Origin of the sequence: Paenibacillus sp. PvR133 (assembly GCF_017833155.1) — a bacterium.
Classification (GTDB): Bacteria; Bacillota; Bacilli; order Paenibacillales; family Paenibacillaceae; genus Paenibacillus; species Paenibacillus polymyxa_B.
The window spans coordinates 5368792-5386142 of the sequence record NZ_JAFIBS010000001.1 but is presented as its reverse complement, the minus strand read 5'-3'; the positions used below and the strand labels follow the sequence as shown (position 1 = coordinate 5386142).

Sequence of the window (17351 nt, the reverse complement as noted above, 5' to 3'; positions counted from 1 at the left end):
CCTGTCGAATTAGAATATTATTGAATAAGTGCCAATATATTTTATTTAGTCGATTTGAGTTGATGGTGTACTAGCTTCGAAGTCATTACTCCACATAACAATATATTCACGCATCGGACATACGCCCTCGGTCCGGCAGGAGCCGGACACACTCGGCATTCGCCGAGCGTCGTGAATACGAGAACGTTATATGAAAGATATGCAGATCTAATCAGAAGGGAAGTCAAACATAATGATCAGAGTCGATGTAGCTTACTCCTTAATTACTGATCCAACCAGTTCCAAAGTGTTAATGGTCAGGAATATTGATGATTCTAGTGACCGATGGTCTCTTCCAGGCGGTACTGTTGAAAGAGACGAATCATTAGACCAAGCAGCAATAAGGGAAGCTAAAGAAGAAACTGGACTAGATATTAAAGTTCATGGAATAGTGTCAGTGAATGAATGTATATTTGTAAAAAAAGAAGAACATGTATTATTTATTACATTTAAAGGTGAGGTAATTGGTGGGAATGAAGAATTAGTTAGACCTAACGAAATTTCTGAAATAGCTTGGATTGATATAGAGAAGGCTGAACAATTAATGCCTTACTATAAAGATGATTAAGAAGACTAATAGATGGAAATGAAATAACATATTTTAATGAAGGCAATAAGTAATTTAGTGAGCTGTTAGAGACGGCATATCCTTCATATAACATTATATTCACGCTTTGGGCATGACGGCCCTCGGTCCTTAAGCCTCTCGGCGTCGTGAATACGGGAACGTTAGCTAAAATTACCTGAACAGTGAGAAGGGAAATTACATGATAAATTTCACTATGATTAAAGATGAAGAATTTTTCGATGAGCCTTTTCTTCTAGAATACAGAGATGAAATTAAATTCTTTTATTCCGAACTTGTCCATCTTAATGTGCAGTTGTCCATTATAGATAAAATCAGAAGGTTTAGATTTGACTTATTCGTTAGTCCAGATCAAACAACTTTCTTTAGTACTGTCTTAAGGAGTTTTTTTGAATCGAGCATCTTGCGTGTTGCTCGCCTAGTTACAGATAATGATGGAGATTTCCGGACGATTACAAGATTCAAGAATAAAATATTTCGAAACATGAAAGAGACCTACAAAAAGGATTTTCAGGAGAGACTAAGAGAAAGTAAATTTGATAAAAGTACTGATGAACTCTTAGAAAGAATTAGAATTAGGAGAAATCAACGTATAGCTCATACTATCCATAATGCTAGTGAGGAAGAACTTCATAAATCAACAATTTATTTAAAAGACTTATTTAGTTTACGAGATCAACTGAATTCACTACTTTCTACATTGTCATTCGGCACTACGCGAATGATGCTACCATTAGAGTACGATGAATCTGTTAAACATCCGGTTGGTGTTGATAGCAGAACAGACATTGAGAGAATACTAGACCATATAGCATTTGATAGCTATATTGTATCTCTGCCGGAAACGAGCCCAATCTTGTGGGAAGCTAGAATAAGATCCTTGAAAGAGCACGACATAGAGGAGATAAATTCATATAGAAGTAAACTAGGACTAGATAATATTTAGGCAACCCGAAGATGCCAGGTAACTCCAGCTAACAATCTATTCACGCATCGGGCATACGCCCTAGGTCCGGCAGAGGAATTTCAGAAAGCAGAAGCAGCCGGACACACCTGGCATGCGCCAGGCGTCGAGAATACGAAAACGTTATCAGAAATTGATTTAGAAAGGATTTGTTATGAGAGATATTCGAGGAAGGTTCATGAAAAAAACTGATTTACAAGAATACCAAGAAGAATTGAAATTGAAACTTAACCAAGTATTCTCAAGAGAAGTTGCTCAAACTGAGTGGTCATCAATGATTAACGAAAGAGATCTATTTATTTATTCACCACGGATTGATGTGGCAGTCGGACCATTTGCTACAGAAAACACATATGCATATGAGTATGATGAATTTTTTAATAATGCTGATATTCAAGATTTTTTAAGAGATTTATATGAGGCAAATCGAGTAAATCTAGGAATGATTAATGATGATTTTGTCCAAGTACCTAGTTTTGAAGATATGATTTATATGAATCATAATGCAAGATGTTTTATGGCTATAGAGATCGAAAATTTTGTGAGTCATAAACACATAATGGGAGGAGCAATAAATGCATCAGCACTAGGCAGGATAGGTGTAGTTATGCCATGGTCTCAAGAGAAACTAAGATCATTTGTACGTTTTGTTAGATATCTTCATTATTTACGCTATGCAAGAAAGAATACATTTGATACTTCTAATTTGCTTATAGTGACTAAAGAGCAAATGGAAACAGCAATTCAGAATAGAATAGATAATGTAAGATAACTAGATTGTAATTTGATGAAGAATCAACTCCTGATAACAATATATTCACGCTACGGACATTCGTCCTGGGTCCGGCATTCGCCGGACACTCAGCATGCGCTGAGTCGTGAATACGGGAACGTTACGTTATATGACATGCGATAGTTAATAATAAAATAAAAAGAGGTTCAGATGAAGACTAGACATGTGAGATTTAGTTATAGTCAAGCAATTCAATTAGCGAATTGGTCAATAGAGATTTTTTACAATGAAGAAGATGTTTATGGATTTAAATTTAAAGATTTTTGGAATGAACTGAGAGAAGAAATAATATTAAGATTGTTAAAACCTCATAAAAAAACTATCTTACACTACTATTTAGAATACGTTGATGGATTTGTTGAGCATGATGTAAGAAGCACTTTAAGTAATCTTAGTGTTTCTGAATATGAAGCTTATATTTATTACGAAGTTAAGCTAATTGAAGGAGCAGGCATAGACCTACAGGAAGTTGACATAGAATTTGAATCAATTATTAATTGTGAACATTGTAAAAAATGTATTGAATGCATTCGATTTGAGGAATTTGTAGATTTTCTGGTTTCTATGCAAGAAGAAATTAATCCAACAGTAATTAATTCGAGTTTTCACTTATTAATGCTTAATAAATCATTCCTAAGAGATTTTCACGAAGAACTCGCGAATTGCTTAACTTACGAGGAAAATGACTTGAATTTCGAATATCCTGAAAGTTTTAAGAAGGGGAACAAAGTCAAAAGAATTCGATGGCCTGCCTGCTTAAAGAAAGGATTGTTTTACAGAGATAACGGAGTTTGTGTAGTTTGTAGGAATGACTTGACGGGGGTTATTAATCGAGGAGGAGATTTTGAGATTGACCATATAGTACCTATTTCTAATTACGGGAATAATGATCTCTCGAACTTACAAATTTTATGTAAAGAGTGCAATTTGAAAAAGTTAAATAAAAGTAGCTTGATCTCAGTTTATGCAGTGCCCTTATGGGATATTTAAATATTCTGATGGCATTTCGAAAAAGCATCGCACGTCATATAAAAGACGTTATACAACAGAATCAAAATGAAAAAGAGCCAGAAGGCTCTCAATCTAAAGATATATGTAATTCGTTATGCAGGTGAAGAGCGTCCTTAAAACCCTGCAGATAAATTTCACGTTCTAAAATAGCTTAAACAGAAAGCTCAGCATCATCGTAAAGAAATAAGGTATTCTGTATATTCTCCGGTACGCCTTCATGTAACTGCTTGAAGTAGAGATTCCGTTCGGATGAGAACTGATTGTAGCTGGAGTTGTTTTTGATAAGCTCGCCATATAAAGATTCAATTCGAGTATGAATCAGTGAATCAAGTAAGACTTCTAAAGAATTATGCATTTTAGACACCATCCAATGTATTTGATTTTATGAATAAAAGTTCAACTTATTAAATATAATTTTATCATATCGAATAATTAAGTCAATACATGTTGAAGATGTTTTTGATATAAAAAATATACTTTCATATAATTAAAGAAAAATTCACTTGATGTGTGAAAGGAATCTCAGATGATTAGTTATAAACCTTTTCAAAAATTATTGATCGACAGGGAGATTAAGAAGCAGGATTTATTGAAAATGACAGGTATCTCGTCTGCTACAATGGCGAAACTCAATACGAACGAATATGTGTCATTAGAAGTGATTGATAAATTATGTGCGGCTTTAGGTTGTCAGCCAGGAGATTTATTGGAACATATAGCAGAACAATGAAAGATTAGAATCAAGAATGAATGTTGGTTAATCGAAGAAGTGATTCCATCGTATAACATAATATTCAAGCTACGGCTCTAATGGAGCCTTGGTCTGCGAGATGGATTTCGGAGAGGCATTTCAGCAGACAACTCCTTCGGGGTTCAATACAGAAACGTTAAGTGAAATCACCTAAATACTAAATTGGAGTTGATCTTATGGAATTTTCTGAGGTGATTGATTTTCTAAGTAATGATAATAGTTATTGGAGTTCTCGTGGACATGAAGAAATAGATATACCATTTGATGTTACGCCTTCAGAATACTTGTCCTTTGCTGAATTTGATTTAGAATCGGGAACTGAAAAACACAGTTTAATAAATGCTCTCTCAAATGCAAAGAGATCTCTTGACTGCCAAATTGATTGTTTGATGATTGCATTTGGTTTTTTTGGAAATTCAAAAAAATGGAATGTACCTAAGAAGATAGAGACTTTAAAAAACTTAGGAATTATTGCTCCTAGAATATTAAATAAAATAAATTCTGTAAGGAATTTAGTTGAACATGAATTTGTTGTTCCAAATAAAGAACAAGTGTCAGACTTTATAGATATTGTTGCACTATTCAATGCAAGTACAGAAAAACATATTTTTAATTTCCCGAGAGATAGTCAAATAGAACACGATTTAATAAAAGAAGTTTTTCTAGATATCAAGTTTAAACGTAACCAAAGAAATATAAAAATAGAAGTAAGAGAGAAAGGTGTAACAGATAGACAGATATTTAATATTGATTCAAGTCATGATAATTATATAATTTTTATGAAACATTATATTGAGAATTTTTCTAAATCGTGACGAATATAACTCGAAGATAAGTGACTTTACTTAAACAATATACTCACGCACCGGGCATGTACCCTCGGTCCGGCAGAGGCCAGACATCCCAGCATTCGCTAGGGTCGTGAATACAGGAACGTTAAGTGAAATTCTAATTAAATGATATAATGTAACCATAAAAAGGACAGGAGGGATTAACGTGAAGTGGCAAGAAGTACAACAAATCTTCCCGAATCAATTTGTAAAGTTTGAAATTCTTCATTTCGAAGAGACAGAAAATAAAGAAATCATAGATGACGTCGCTGTGATTGGTCCTGTAAGTGACGAAGAAGCAACAAGAGAGTTGTTGAATAGCCGAGACAAAACCTTGGTTTATCATACTTCTAAGGACCAGGTCATTGTGAAGGTTCGGAAGAATGTTGGTTTAAGGAGAAATCTATAAATGAAAATTGAATATAGGGATGGGCTGTTGTTCACCGAAATAACAGTCCATTTTAATGGAGAAAAGAAAGTCATAAATAACATAGTTATTGACACAGGAGCAAGCCATACATTGATTTCACAGGATGAAGTAGATGATATTGGGATTCAGGTCGGGATGGATGACGAAATCATAACAAGTTACGGAATTGGAGGGAAAGAACACGCATTTTCCAAACGGATCAAGGGAATACAGGTAGGAGATTTTATTTTAAGAGATGTACTCATAGATTTTACTTCATTTAAATATCACAATATCAACGGATTATTGGGATTAGACATATTGGTAAAAGGCAAATTCAATGTAGATCTAGAGAACTTTAAACTCTCTCGTTCATAAAGCCATTAAATTTAAAAAGGTTATTCAAAAAAAGGTTGAACTTCACTTAACATAATATTCACACTATGTTTCCGCTGGAACCTTGGTCTGCGGGATGAATTTCGGAGAGGCATTTCAGCAGACAACCCCTTCGGGGTTCATAATACAAGAACGTTATCTGAAATCTTCTAAAAAGTGAGATGACATAAATGTGGATTGTAAAACAGGATTTCAAAAAAATAAATGAATATGAATCAATGTATGGCAGGCTGCTGATACTTGTCAGAAGTACGAAAAGACATGTAAGGAAATTGTTAAGTGGCTTAACCTTGCAGTTGCTATAGATGAAAGAAAATTTAGTTTTCTAAGCGATGAGCACATGTCTTATGTAGAGAAATTAGACAAGCTTTTTCTAGCTGGTTCTATAAATGCATTAGACAAAAACGAAAAACTAAATATTTCTGATGAAGATATAAACTTACTTCATGGAGGAAGAGAGTCTCGCAACAGGATTATTCATAGTTCTGCAGATCTTGTGTTTGATAAAATATATTCTTCAAGAGATTCGAGCATTGATGCAGAGTTACATGATTTGATTTACGAGCACTTAAAAAATATTGCCAGAGCAGATTTTATAGTTTCAAAGTGGAGCTTTGAATTTCAGGAAAAAGAGCCCAGTAACTTCAGTGATATAGATAATTACACAAAAATGATTTCAGATTGGGTGTTGAGCGATTTCAAGGAAGAGGAAGACTTCAGATAACATGATATTCACGCTGCGGGCATGCGCCCTTGGTCCGGCATACGCCGGACACCCAGCATGTGCTGGGTCGTGAATACAGGAACGTTATATGCTACCTAAAAGAAGAGGAAAAAGACAAGTATTTAATGTGTATTTTAATAGGAGGATGAAAAATGAATTTCTTGCAAATGAACTATTGTGAACATTGCGAAACAAAAGAATGTGAGTTTCCAGAGGTATCATTATTTATGGAATGGATTCAAACTAAAGAAGGAGTGAAATATGAACATCATGATTGTCCCGACAAGGTAATTAAAAATTTAGTTACAGCGGATTTCCAATTCAAAAATACTGTTAGTAATGAAATACTGACGATTGAAGTTAAACAACTTCATCACGCTTTTTCTCAAAAGAAAGTTAAAGAGAATAAAAACATTGCGCTTTTAAAAGGCATGTATTTAATAAACGGAGTTTTTGAACAGGTGACGAATATTATAAATCGAAAACTTTATGATCATATCAAAGATAACTTTATTGTACATATGCCAATGGCTATAGTTAGTGAAAAAGAATCACTAGAAATAGGCAATGAATTATTGAGTTTTTTTCGAACTGAAAATTTAAATTTGTATAATGATAACTTCATCTACGAGAAAAAAAGAAATAAAGAAATTAAAAGAATAGAAATTAAATTTCAACCTCTTACAGATGAAATAAGGCAGCTGGGAGGCAAAGGTATATATCAATTATTTCCTGTGGATCCAAATGAAATGGCAGGAATAAGTTTTTCTGAAATTTGGGAGACTACTTGGGATGTAAGTCTTCTTACAAAGAAAGTGATTAAAAATCTAATTAAATCTAACAACAGTTTTATAGGAATAAATGAAAATAGAATTATGCTACAAATGATAGTATTTAAATACGGCCTGGATCTTAATTTAATGAATATTGATTATTTTAATCATTTTATTTTTGTTTTAAAAGAAGAAATGAATAAGTATAAATCAGAGTTTAAAAAACATAAATTTAATTTTGACAATGCTTATATTTGCCTCTTAGTTGATGGAGTCGATGACACCAAAAATTTTGAAGTATTAGATATCACAAATCTTTTATCAGATTTAATCTCTTGATATACGCTTGAGCAGAATGATTTCCGAAAAAAAGAGATGATTAAAATTAAAAGGATTTCAAAGATAATTAGGCAGCATATAACATTATATTCACGCTACGGACATTCGTCCTGGGTCCGGCATACACCGGACACCTCAGCATACGCTGAGATCGTGAATACAGGAACGTTATGTGAAATCGACGATATTATTTAAGAGGAAGCACAATGAAGATAATAATAAATAAAGAAGAACTTGAAGGCACTTGTTATATTGAAATTTTGCCGGGTAGATATCTTGGTCAATGTTGGAATGATACTTCAATCCTTTTGACCGAAGAAGTATTCGGTTTTATAGAGAAATCAATTGAAAGTGAATATACTACTTATGATCACTATGCTTTTAATGAGATTCAAAAGGAAATTTGGTGGAGAATCCTAGGGAAATTAGAAAGAGTAATAAATCTTCTTGAAGGACAACCCGAAATGAATACACTTAAAGAGCATATTGGCTTTTTCTTCGGATGTAGTGAAGATGAATTTATAAGAGACTATGAAAATAACATTGAAAAACTGAGAAAATTAATTAACGAATTTCAAACATGGATTAAAGAGCGATTGAAATCCCAAAATTATATTTCAGTACTAGGCATTTAGCTAATTTAAGGAAGTTGTCGACATCACATAACATCTATTCACGCTGCGGAACCTGACGGCTCCTTGATCCTCCCGAGGAATTTTCAATGGAGTGGATCTAGCGGACAAAACCTGCGAACCTAACCGCGTCGCGGCCGCCCCGTTGGGGCTTAAGGTTCTCGGGTTCATGAATACAGGAACGTTATGTGAAATCACATAAGATTTTAAAGGATGGATGATTCAATTGGATAATTTAGCGCTAGAGAGCTGGATTGATACACATAAAATTATGGATAGGACCTTAGAGGGGTTTATGGTAACATTCAATAACTACATGAAAGAATGCCCAGAAGAAATTAGTTTGTTTTTTGATGAATTGAATCTAGAAGATATTAAGCCTTCAATAGATACAATTGAGTATAAAACTATTTTTCATTCCGATTATCAGATTGTAGACAGTCACTATTCCCAGCAGGTTATATCTACGTTAGACATTTACTACAAAAAAAAGAGAATAGGTTATTATAGAATGTACTTTTATACCGATGGCGAATGCTTTGACGATAGCCTAGTTACGGAATGGACAGGCTGGTATATAACATTGAAACTTGAAGCGTTAATTGAACTTCAACAAGAAATTAAAAATGAATTGGTAAAAAATAAGATCAAAGAAGATGAAATCGAAAAAATCTATAATTTAATAGATAAACAAATTTCTAAAATCCAAGTTCAAATCCATAAATAATTGTAGGTAGAAAGTTCGAAGAAGATGTGGCATCACATAACATAATATTCAAGCAGCGGCTCCTCTGGAACCTTGGTCTGCGAGAAGGATTTCAGGGAAGTATTTCAGCAGACAACCCCTTCGGGGTTCATGAATACAGGAACGTTATGTGTAATTATTGAAAAGATCATGGAGGGGAAATCTATGAAAAAGAAAGAATATAAAGATAGATTAATTGAATTACTGAATGAAGGAATTGAAGAACTAACAACAGACCAAGTAATCCACAAAACGAAATTACTGATCTTTGAATATGAGAAAAAACAAGCGTATAGTACAGAAAATAAGGGGAGACCTTGGACAGATGAAGAGTTAAGAGTAGTATTATCATTTGCACCAACTAAAGAAAACATACTGAAGTTGGCCAAAGGATTTAAACGTAGCTACGGGAGCATTGAACAAATTTTTAGATGGGCTGTAACCACAGATGAAGAGATTATAAATAAGGGAAGAGAAGATGATAGTTTTATAAAACAGATTAGAAGATTTTATAAAGAGATGGGTTGGAAGGCGTAAATTAGAATGTCAATCAATGGAGTGATAACTACACATAACATAATATTCAAGCTGCGGCTCCGTTGGAGCCTAGGTCTGTGAGAAGGATTTCGGAGAGGCATTTCAGCAGACAACCCCTTTGGGGTTCATGAATACAGGAACGTTATGTGAAATCAGCTTAAATAAGAGAGAAAGAGTGAGATAGATGATTCAAAGCAGATATTTATTTGTATCTCGTGCAGGCAAAGTTATAAAGATCGCCCGACCTAAAGATCATAAGCATAAATCTGTTCCTCAATTAGCAGGTGGGGAAGTACTTGAAGTGATCTTATATTACAGGAATAAAGACAGGAAGCCGCATAAACTACTTATGGTGGAATTTGATAGATTCCATTTAGATTCGGACGGAAATTATAAACAGACAGAAGAAGATAGAAAAAGAGCTATTCATAATTTTCTTTCTTTTGGGATGGCTGATTTGCATGAAGGAATAGAAGTAGAAGATAAGCCACTACCTATACCTGTTGCGCCGATAATTCCGACGACTGCTGAGAAAAAATCATTATACGATTACATAAATGAGAAACTACCCAGTTTTTCAGATGATGCTCCTTATGTAGTGGAAAGTAAAATTAAAGCTGCTAAAGAGAAATATGAAGAGTTTAAAAGCATGGCAAAGAAATCAAACAAGCTGTCTAAGTAGTTCGAAGAAGAAGCAGACATCACATAACATAATATTCACGCTGCGGACATTCGTCCTTGGCCCGGCATGCGCCGGACACCCAGCATATGCTGGGTCGTAAATACAGGAACGTTATAGGAAATCAGTGCGAATCATCGTAATATCAATACAAACAAAGGAGAATTTATATGCACTCTGAAAAGAACCCGTACAGCCTGTCAATAGAATGTAAAGACATTATCCTTCGCGAATATCAATTAGAAGATTTAAATCAATTACAAGTACTTACATGGCAACCGGAGATTTATGGGTTCTTACCAGGTTGGAATGTTGAAAAAGAAGTCAGACTAGATTGGTTGAAGAATTATGAAATACCAGAAAACAATCAATTTCTTAAACTTGTCGAAGAAGGACTGGATGTTGGTGATCTTAGACTGAGGCTAGGGATCGTACTTAAAGAAACCGGGGAATTTATTGGCTGGTGTTGTTCAGGAATAAAAGACGATCTTCCAGTACCAAACAGAGAAATCATGTATGGTATTTCAAAAGAACATAGAAGTAAAGGATATACGACTCAAGCAGTTCAGGGAATAATTCAGTATTTATTTGATAACACGGAGATCAAAGAATTAAATGCAATTGCATTACTAGAGAATGGTGCATCGAATAGAGTTATTCAAAAAAGTAATTTTAAGTTTGTCGGAGAGATAGAAATAGATGATGAAATATATAACCATTATAAAATTAATAAGATAGATTTTTGAAATATGTTAAGCTAATTCGGGAAGGCACTGACATCCTATAACATAATATTCAAGCTGCGGCTCCGTTGGAGCCTAGGTCTGTGAGAAGGATTTCAGAGAGGCGTTTCAGCAGACAACCCCTACGGGGTTCATGAATACAGAAACGTTATCGGAAATAAGCTAAATATCAAATTTATTAGTTCACTAAACAAGCTCAAGCAAATCAGTTTAGTTTTCTTTACTTTAAGACAAATCATTTAATAAAGAGAGGTAGTTGAACGATCCATGGAAAATATTTTATTTAGTGAGAAATTGAAAGCTTTATATAATGCTATATGCCAAGAAGGAATTCCTTTATCAATAAAATTTCAAATTATAAAGATTGAAGAAATGGCTGAAGGAGTTACAGGTCATTGTCAATTGATAAACAAACCAGATGAAGAGTTGTATATAAATATAAAAATTCGAGAAGATCGAATTAACGAAGAAGTTATCTCACATGAGCTACTTCATGCAAAGTGTATAAAAAATGGATACAACGGTGGTATTTCGTGTATAGAAAGTAATAGTCCGATAGAAAAGATTGGTTCTTCACTTAGCAACACTCTTGAACATATGATGGTATACCAGGAACAGGATTTCCTTAATATTAGACGCAACAGTTCTAAAATACTTGAACAGATGCTAGCTTTAGATTTTTCTGAAAAACATGATTTGCAGTCTATATTGAATGCTTTAGCTATATTTGAATCGAAAGTTCGTGGAGGAGAAAATTATGAAGAATTAGCTATCAAAATCCAAAAGAAGTATCCTATAGCTTATACTATTGCACTTGAAATTTTTGAATTAATTAATATAGAAAAATTAAAAACAGCATTTCAATTTAGGAGAGAACTTATTAAAGTACTAAAATATCTTGAAACTATAGAATTAACTGAATCACAGATTCACACTATTCCATTCACAAAATTAGTAGCAATAGGATTTATACCTTCAGCAAGACAACTATCTCAGAGTGTAAATCAAATCTTTGAAGTCACATATAACTATTTTAATACTAATTATATCGCCTTGACTTCAAGATCAGAAGAACAGCTATCATTTTTTATTTATCCTACTTCAGAAAGCGTAAAAGATTTAACTTTAGATGATTTATTTCACAAAATGAGACATATATACATGGTCAGATAATGACAAACAGTGAGTGTAAGTTGCTCAAAGATGTAGCTTACATCCGATAACAATATATTCACGCATCGGACATTCGTCCTCGGTCCGGCAGATGCCCGACACCCAGCATATACTGGGTCGTGAATACAGGAACGTTAGACGACAGAATCAAAAACAATAGAAAAAGAGGGTCATATGGCCCTCTAAATACTAGAATTTTGCAATTCACTAAGTAGTTGTAGAGCATCTTTGAAACCTTGTATGTAGATACTTCTTTCTAGGATGGATTGGAGAGAAATTTGGGCGTCTTCGCAAAGAAAAACCGTATGTTGAAGTTGATCGGGCAAAGCATCACGAAGCGTTTTAAAATATTGATCTGTCTCCGAAGAAAGCTGAGTGTACTCCTTATGACACTCCAGAAGCTCAGTATAGAGTAATTCTAAACGTATTCTTATAAGCGGCTCTGTTAATGATTATAATGTATTAATCATATGTTATTCCTCCTTTTATTAACTCTATAGAGTTATTATATAACCTTATAAAGTTAATTACAAAGTGAATATTTGACTTTATAGAGTTAAAACTTCGCTTTTCGTTGATGATTGCTAATATGGAAGATAAGATAGAATTATGGAGGGGAAAAGATGAACGTAATCAAGTGCAATATACGAGAACTCATGGCAGAACATCGAATAGATGATATAACAGAATTGATGGCGAAATCGGGCTTAAGTCGGAATTCAATCAACAAGTTGTATAGGGGAACGAATATAGAAACAACAAAGCTGGAAACCTTATTCAAACTATGCGATACATTTAACTGCAAATTATCAGATTTAATTGAGTATGTACCGAAAGAAAACCAATAGTGAAGGCAGGTTCGAGAAGCGATTCCATCGTATAACATAATATTCAGCGGCTCCTTTGGAGCCTTGGTCTGCGAATTAGGATTTCGGAGAGGTATTTCAGTAGACAACTCCATTGGGTACATGAATGCAGAAACGTTATCCGAAAGAACCGAGTAATTTTATTGTACATCAAAGTTCTGAGTGCTCTGGTTTAGAGAAGCAGAGCAAAGCAGATGTACTGCATGTATTACGTTAATTTTTTCCCCTAAAGCTAGCGAGGGCGCATGAATTACAACCTGAGAATATTTCATAACGGAGCTAGGGATATGATTTGGATAGAGATGTCAAAGGACGAAGTACATGGGGGAGGAGAATGGGGATTTACATAATGCCTTTGGTCACCAGCATATAAAATAGTAGGTGATACCAGACGTATATGGGCATATTGGGATAGTTTAATGCGTGTAAAAGAAGGGGACATTATCTTACATTTAAGAGGAGACTCAAATTCTAAATTCATCGGACATTTAATTGCTGAAACAGATGGCTTTATCACAACACTAAGACCACCTGATGCTGGACCAAATTGGAGTTACGCTGATACTTTTTATAGAGTAAATTTGAAAAAATTTGAACCATTTGATCAGACAATCGAATTAAGTACGCTTTTTACTCAAAAAGAAAATCAATTGATGTATTATTTCAATGTAAATAAAGCTAAGAGTTCAGACGAAAAGAAACTTTTATTTTATGTAATTCAAAACGGAAATTTACGTAGACAAAATGGGGCATATCTATCTGAAGTGGATTCAGAATTATACAACATTTTATTTAGTAACAGTAATATTAATACTACTGTTAGAGAAAGATTGGTAATTGATCAGTCCAATACATATGAAAGTCAAAAAACTCTGCCTATTAGAATAGGGCAAAGTAATTTTTCTAAAAATGTTCGCGATAATTTTAATCATATTTGTTGTTTTCCAAATTGTGAAGTTGCTGATAGCAGTTTTCTGATTGGAGCTCATATTGCTAGATGGTCTGATAATTCAGAATCAAGAGGAGATACATCCAATGGATTGTGCCTTTGCTTATTTCATGATAAAGCATTTGAAATTGGCTTATTTACTTTAGATGATAACTTATCTGTTTCTATAGATATTGAAAGACTATCTTATTATCATAGTCCAATAAATCAGATAATAGAATCTAATGGTCAAGCTATTAAAGATTCTAAAATACCAATAAATATTAAATATCTAAGGCATCATTGGGCTAGAATTGGATATAGACCATGAAAATAGCTTATAAATAAAGTTATGGGGTACATTTAACTGCAAATTATATGATCTGATTGAATATGTACCTGAAGAAAATCAATAGTGAGGGCAGAGTCTAGAAGCGATTCCGTCGTATAACATAATATTCAAGCTGCGGCTCCGTTGGAGCCTTGGTCTGCGGGATGGATTTCGAAGAGGCATTTCAGCAGACAACCCTATTGGGGCTCATGAATACAGAAACGTTAGGCGAAACTCTTGAAAAACTATAAAAATGAGAAGATGGCTGGTATAAAAGCTGTGAGATTTGTTAGATAGATTTTAGAAGACCAAAACGTTATATAAGGAGACAGGTAAATGAAAGAAGAACTTACATATATACAAAGTGGGAAATTCAATTATTTGGATAGAACTAATATCACCAATATGGTTTATTTGTGCTCATGTTCTGCACTTTCATTTCATAAAAGTCTTATTGGTTTATCAGAATTAAGGGCACTTGAATCAGTTAAAGATGTAGAGAGTGCTGGGGGATTAAGAATTAGTAGGGCAGTTTTGACTTACTACTCGGTGTATCATTTATTTATTTCGTTAATGTTATTAGATGAGCGTTTTAACTTAAAAGTTCCCAAAAGGTTATGCTCGAACGGTATTGTAAATCTTGGAGTCAATTTTAATGATTTATCAGATCCCTCCGAATTACCAAATGTATGGAATGAGTTTAAATTACTTGAACAAGACCTTTCAACACTGATAACACATACTGACGTTAAAGAATATTGTGATTGTTTAAGAGAAGAAAGTGAAAAATTGGATGAGGTATTTAGAATACTTTATAACAGCTTTATATTTGCTGATGAAAATAAACCAAATAAAAGTATTAAAGGGCTTTATGAAAAGCTTTGTTATGTAAGAGACAGAGCTATATACCGACCTTCTAATGTAATTGATGTAGAGGGTGGATATATTCAAACTTCGAAGTATGTCAGAAAAGAAATAGATGAGTTACCTGATTCGGCATATATATTCGACGCAATCAGGAAAATTTACAGAGAAATATTAATAAAATCCAATATCAAAGAGAGGAGTATGTATAAATCGTTCTATTCCCTGCTTTGGGTTAGTCATGTTTTCGAAACGGTAGAAGAAGTCAAAAAACTCGGTATTACTGATAGCGAAATAGATAAATTGAGATTTATGAAGTCCTTCAATGCAGATGAACTGAGCTTTAGTAGTTATATTTCACAATTGATTGAATTAGTAAACACAAACCGTCTATTTAGTGATTTGGAAGATTTTTGGAATGAATTAATTAGAATGTCCATGGAACATTATGGGACGTCAGAATGGCATTATTAGAACCGCACTCGCTCGAGTTCGTGTTGTTAAAGAGCGTTAGGAGAAATTGTTGAAGGTTTTTATAGAAACGATCAAAAAACAAATAAAAGGCTATTCTCCGCAAGCTAACTGAAATTATCATCGGATTTGAATCAAGGTACTTGTGAATTTTGTCAAAGAAAGAATAAAAAGACTTACGAAGAACTGGTGAATTTATTCGAAGATGCCGTTAGCATCGCCTAACATAGTATTCAAGCAGCGGCTCCTTTGGAGCCTTGGTCTGCGAGAAAGGATTTCAGGGAAGCATTTCAGCAGACAACCCTTTGGGGTTCATGAATACAGAAACGTTATATGAAATCCTAAAAAATGAGAGGAACAGAAATGACAACACAATTTAATTTTAATAAATTGAATAACATTTATGCAGAGGCTATCGCATCGGATGATAAAACATTAATCTTTGAAACCCAAGTTGGAAAAGGAAGATTCTTATTTATGATGTTTTTATCAGATGAAGACAAAGATTCAAAAGACAAATTATTTATATATCTGAGAAACACCAACCTTATAAAGCCTGTAAAGGTATATGGTAACCATAGTAAAGGTCAGTTTGAAGTATATATAAAAGATGAATTGAAAGAAGTTCTGATAAAGGAATTACAGCTAAATTCAAGTTCAGGTTCTTTTGATTTTAAGAACTTTCTTGAACAGCTTAATAGTAGCATTCCTCAAAGCATAAATCGTGACAACAAAATTACTGAATTAAGAAAAAGTAGAAGCATAATAAGCGAGTTAAAAGTAGTAGATGAAGCTGATAAAACAGTGTTAAAGCACGAAGTGAAACTTCCTGAAAACAAAAAGCCTCAAGATAAAACTTTAAGAAAATTATATGTTTATACTGATGGAGCTGTTGAAGATATAGCCGAGTTAATTCAACTGCTCAAGAAATTTAATATGACTGTGGCATGGACAACAAAAGACAAAGAAAATAACACTTCAAGTGTAAAAGCATTGTTGGGTAAGCTAAACAACTAAACGGACTTCATATAACATAATATTCACGCTGCGAGCCTACGCCCTGGGTCCGGCATTCGCCACCCAGCCTACGCTGGGTCGTGAATACAGGAACGTTAAGTGAAATTCCGAGGCAAAATTGAAAGGAAGCTAAAGGATGATTGATGGAGATCAAATAAGTGAATTTGAGACTGCAAAAAAGTATCAAGAAGCCTTTTTGTCAACGAAAAGTGAGTGGGACAAAGGAAAGCGTGACTTGAGTATATGCTTGAATTTAGGTTTTATATCCTGGTATCTGAGCGTCGAATCTGGAAATACGTTTATTACTCAGGGGCTTAATGATAACGATTATGAAATCATTGAATTGACATTAAGCGAAGTTACAGAAGAAGGGATACGTAATTTCTCGACAGAGACGCAGTTTTTATTGATTTTCGGTTACATGATCACTTTGTTTCCTCATCATTTTGGAGACTATGAGCATTGGGAAAGCATAGGGAAAAACATGCTTTCAAAAGCATACGAGCTGGAACCAAGTGATCCAATAATTGAAATAGTTTTTCTTGCGGACAATATGAGAAGTGAAGGTTATAGAAATGCTTGTTTAAGATCTAAAGAACATATTAAAGACAGATTTAAGAATAAAGGATTAATGGATAAATATTTTCAAGACGTATTTGATAGGTAATTCAGAGGAAGATCATTTAACATAATATTCACGCTGCGGACATTCGTCCTTGGTCCGGCAGGAGCCGGACACCTCAGCATATG

22 protein-coding genes and 1 pseudogene are annotated in these 17351 nt (G+C 33.9%); 21 read left to right on the top strand and 2 right to left on the bottom strand.

The window, feature by feature from the left end; genetic code table 11:
- Nucleotides 1–232 precede the first annotated feature (232 nt).
- The 4 genes from JOE49_RS23535 to JOE49_RS23520 all read left to right on the top strand — a co-directional run bounded on the left by JOE49_RS23535 (nt 233) and on the right by JOE49_RS23520 (nt 3372).
- The gene (locus tag JOE49_RS23535; protein WP_348635887.1) at nt 233–607 is read left to right on the top strand and encodes an NUDIX hydrolase; all 375 of its coding nucleotides are present in this window, start codon (nt 233–235) and stop codon (nt 605–607) included.
- Between the two features lie 199 nt (nt 608–806).
- Nucleotides 807–1571 (top strand): AbiU2 domain-containing protein, encoded by a 765-nt coding sequence (locus tag JOE49_RS23530; protein WP_165149817.1) that lies wholly within the window; start codon nt 807–809, stop codon nt 1569–1571.
- 196 nt (nt 1572–1767) lie between these two features.
- The gene (locus JOE49_RS23525; RefSeq protein WP_209943068.1) at nt 1768–2361 is read left to right on the top strand and encodes a hypothetical protein; all 594 of its coding nucleotides are present in this window, start codon (nt 1768–1770) and stop codon (nt 2359–2361) included.
- Nucleotides 2362–2532: 171 nt separating this feature from the next.
- The gene (locus JOE49_RS23520; RefSeq protein ID WP_209943066.1) at nt 2533–3372 is read left to right on the top strand and encodes an HNH endonuclease; all 840 of its coding nucleotides are present in this window, start codon (nt 2533–2535) and stop codon (nt 3370–3372) included.
- An 88-nt stretch (nt 3373–3460) separates the two neighbouring features.
- Here the strand turns inward: JOE49_RS23520 and JOE49_RS26580 are convergent.
- Nucleotides 3461–3748: pseudogene (locus JOE49_RS26580) on the bottom strand (hypothetical protein).
- A gap of 171 nt (nt 3749–3919) precedes the next feature.
- Here JOE49_RS26580 and JOE49_RS23515 point away from each other — a divergent pair.
- The 12 genes from JOE49_RS23515 (at nt 3920) to JOE49_RS23460 (ending at nt 12124) form a co-directional block, all read left to right on the top strand.
- The gene (locus tag JOE49_RS23515; RefSeq protein WP_010345194.1) at nt 3920–4123 is read left to right on the top strand and encodes a helix-turn-helix domain-containing protein; all 204 of its coding nucleotides are present in this window, start codon (nt 3920–3922) and stop codon (nt 4121–4123) included.
- 197 nt (nt 4124–4320) lie between these two features.
- Nucleotides 4321–4959 (top strand): DUF4145 domain-containing protein, encoded by a 639-nt coding sequence (locus tag JOE49_RS23510; protein ID WP_165149827.1) that lies wholly within the window; start codon nt 4321–4323, stop codon nt 4957–4959.
- Nucleotides 4960–5140: 181 nt separating this feature from the next.
- Nucleotides 5141–5383 carry a hypothetical protein gene (locus tag JOE49_RS23505; RefSeq protein WP_013372314.1) on the top strand — a complete coding sequence of 81 codons (243 nt, stop codon included), beginning with the start codon at nt 5141–5143 and terminating at the stop codon, nt 5381–5383.
- The gene (locus JOE49_RS23500) at nt 5384–5761 is read left to right on the top strand and encodes a retropepsin-like aspartic protease (RefSeq protein ID WP_013372313.1); all 378 of its coding nucleotides are present in this window, start codon (nt 5384–5386) and stop codon (nt 5759–5761) included.
- Between the two features lie 358 nt (nt 5762–6119).
- Nucleotides 6120–6503, top strand: a complete 384-nt coding sequence (locus tag JOE49_RS23495) for a hypothetical protein (RefSeq protein WP_209943058.1) — start codon at nt 6120–6122, stop codon at nt 6501–6503.
- Between the two features lie 152 nt (nt 6504–6655).
- Nucleotides 6656–7615: a hypothetical protein gene (locus JOE49_RS23490; RefSeq protein WP_209943056.1), complete on the top strand. Its 960-nt coding sequence runs from the start codon at nt 6656–6658 to the stop codon at nt 7613–7615.
- A gap of 206 nt (nt 7616–7821) precedes the next feature.
- Entirely contained in the window at nt 7822–8250 is a 429-nt protein-coding gene (locus JOE49_RS23485; protein WP_209943055.1) for a hypothetical protein, read from the top strand.
- Nucleotides 8251–8473: 223 nt separating this feature from the next.
- Nucleotides 8474–8974, top strand: coding sequence for a hypothetical protein (locus JOE49_RS23480; protein ID WP_209943053.1), 501 nt, complete (start codon nt 8474–8476; stop codon nt 8972–8974).
- Between the two features lie 183 nt (nt 8975–9157).
- A complete protein-coding gene (locus JOE49_RS23475) occupies nt 9158–9529 on the top strand; it encodes a hypothetical protein (RefSeq protein WP_209943051.1) in 372 nt (123 codons plus the stop codon).
- 184 nt (nt 9530–9713) lie between these two features.
- Nucleotides 9714–10211, top strand: a complete 498-nt coding sequence (locus tag JOE49_RS23470) for a hypothetical protein (protein ID WP_209943049.1) — start codon at nt 9714–9716, stop codon at nt 10209–10211.
- A 167-nt stretch (nt 10212–10378) separates the two neighbouring features.
- The gene (locus tag JOE49_RS23465; protein ID WP_209943047.1) at nt 10379–10954 is read left to right on the top strand and encodes a GNAT family N-acetyltransferase; all 576 of its coding nucleotides are present in this window, start codon (nt 10379–10381) and stop codon (nt 10952–10954) included.
- A gap of 264 nt (nt 10955–11218) precedes the next feature.
- On the top strand, nt 11219–12124 hold the full coding sequence (locus JOE49_RS23460) for a hypothetical protein (RefSeq protein WP_209943045.1): 906 nt from the start codon (nt 11219–11221) through the stop codon (nt 12122–12124).
- Nucleotides 12125–12306: 182 nt separating this feature from the next.
- Here JOE49_RS23460 and JOE49_RS26575 read toward each other — a convergent pair whose 3' ends face one another.
- Nucleotides 12307–12558, bottom strand: coding sequence for a hypothetical protein (locus JOE49_RS26575; protein WP_348635908.1), 252 nt, complete (start codon nt 12556–12558; stop codon nt 12307–12309).
- Between the two features lie 189 nt (nt 12559–12747).
- Here JOE49_RS26575 and JOE49_RS23455 point away from each other — a divergent pair, with 189 nt between their 5' ends.
- The 5 genes from JOE49_RS23455 (at nt 12748) to JOE49_RS23435 (ending at nt 17268) form a co-directional block, all read left to right on the top strand.
- Nucleotides 12748–12972: a helix-turn-helix domain-containing protein gene (locus tag JOE49_RS23455; RefSeq protein WP_152378964.1), complete on the top strand. Its 225-nt coding sequence runs from the start codon at nt 12748–12750 to the stop codon at nt 12970–12972.
- Between the two features lie 437 nt (nt 12973–13409).
- Nucleotides 13410–14249, top strand: coding sequence for an HNH endonuclease (locus JOE49_RS23450; protein ID WP_209943043.1), 840 nt, complete (start codon nt 13410–13412; stop codon nt 14247–14249).
- A gap of 336 nt (nt 14250–14585) precedes the next feature.
- A complete protein-coding gene (locus JOE49_RS23445; RefSeq protein ID WP_209943041.1) occupies nt 14586–15587 on the top strand; it encodes a hypothetical protein in 1002 nt (333 codons plus the stop codon).
- Between the two features lie 360 nt (nt 15588–15947).
- Complete coding sequence (locus JOE49_RS23440; RefSeq protein WP_209943039.1) at nt 15948–16601, top strand: hypothetical protein; 654 nt, start codon at nt 15948–15950, stop codon at nt 16599–16601.
- 136 nt (nt 16602–16737) lie between these two features.
- Entirely contained in the window at nt 16738–17268 is a 531-nt protein-coding gene (locus JOE49_RS23435; RefSeq protein ID WP_209943036.1) for a hypothetical protein, read from the top strand.
- The last annotated feature ends 83 nt before the right edge of the window (nt 17269–17351 follow it).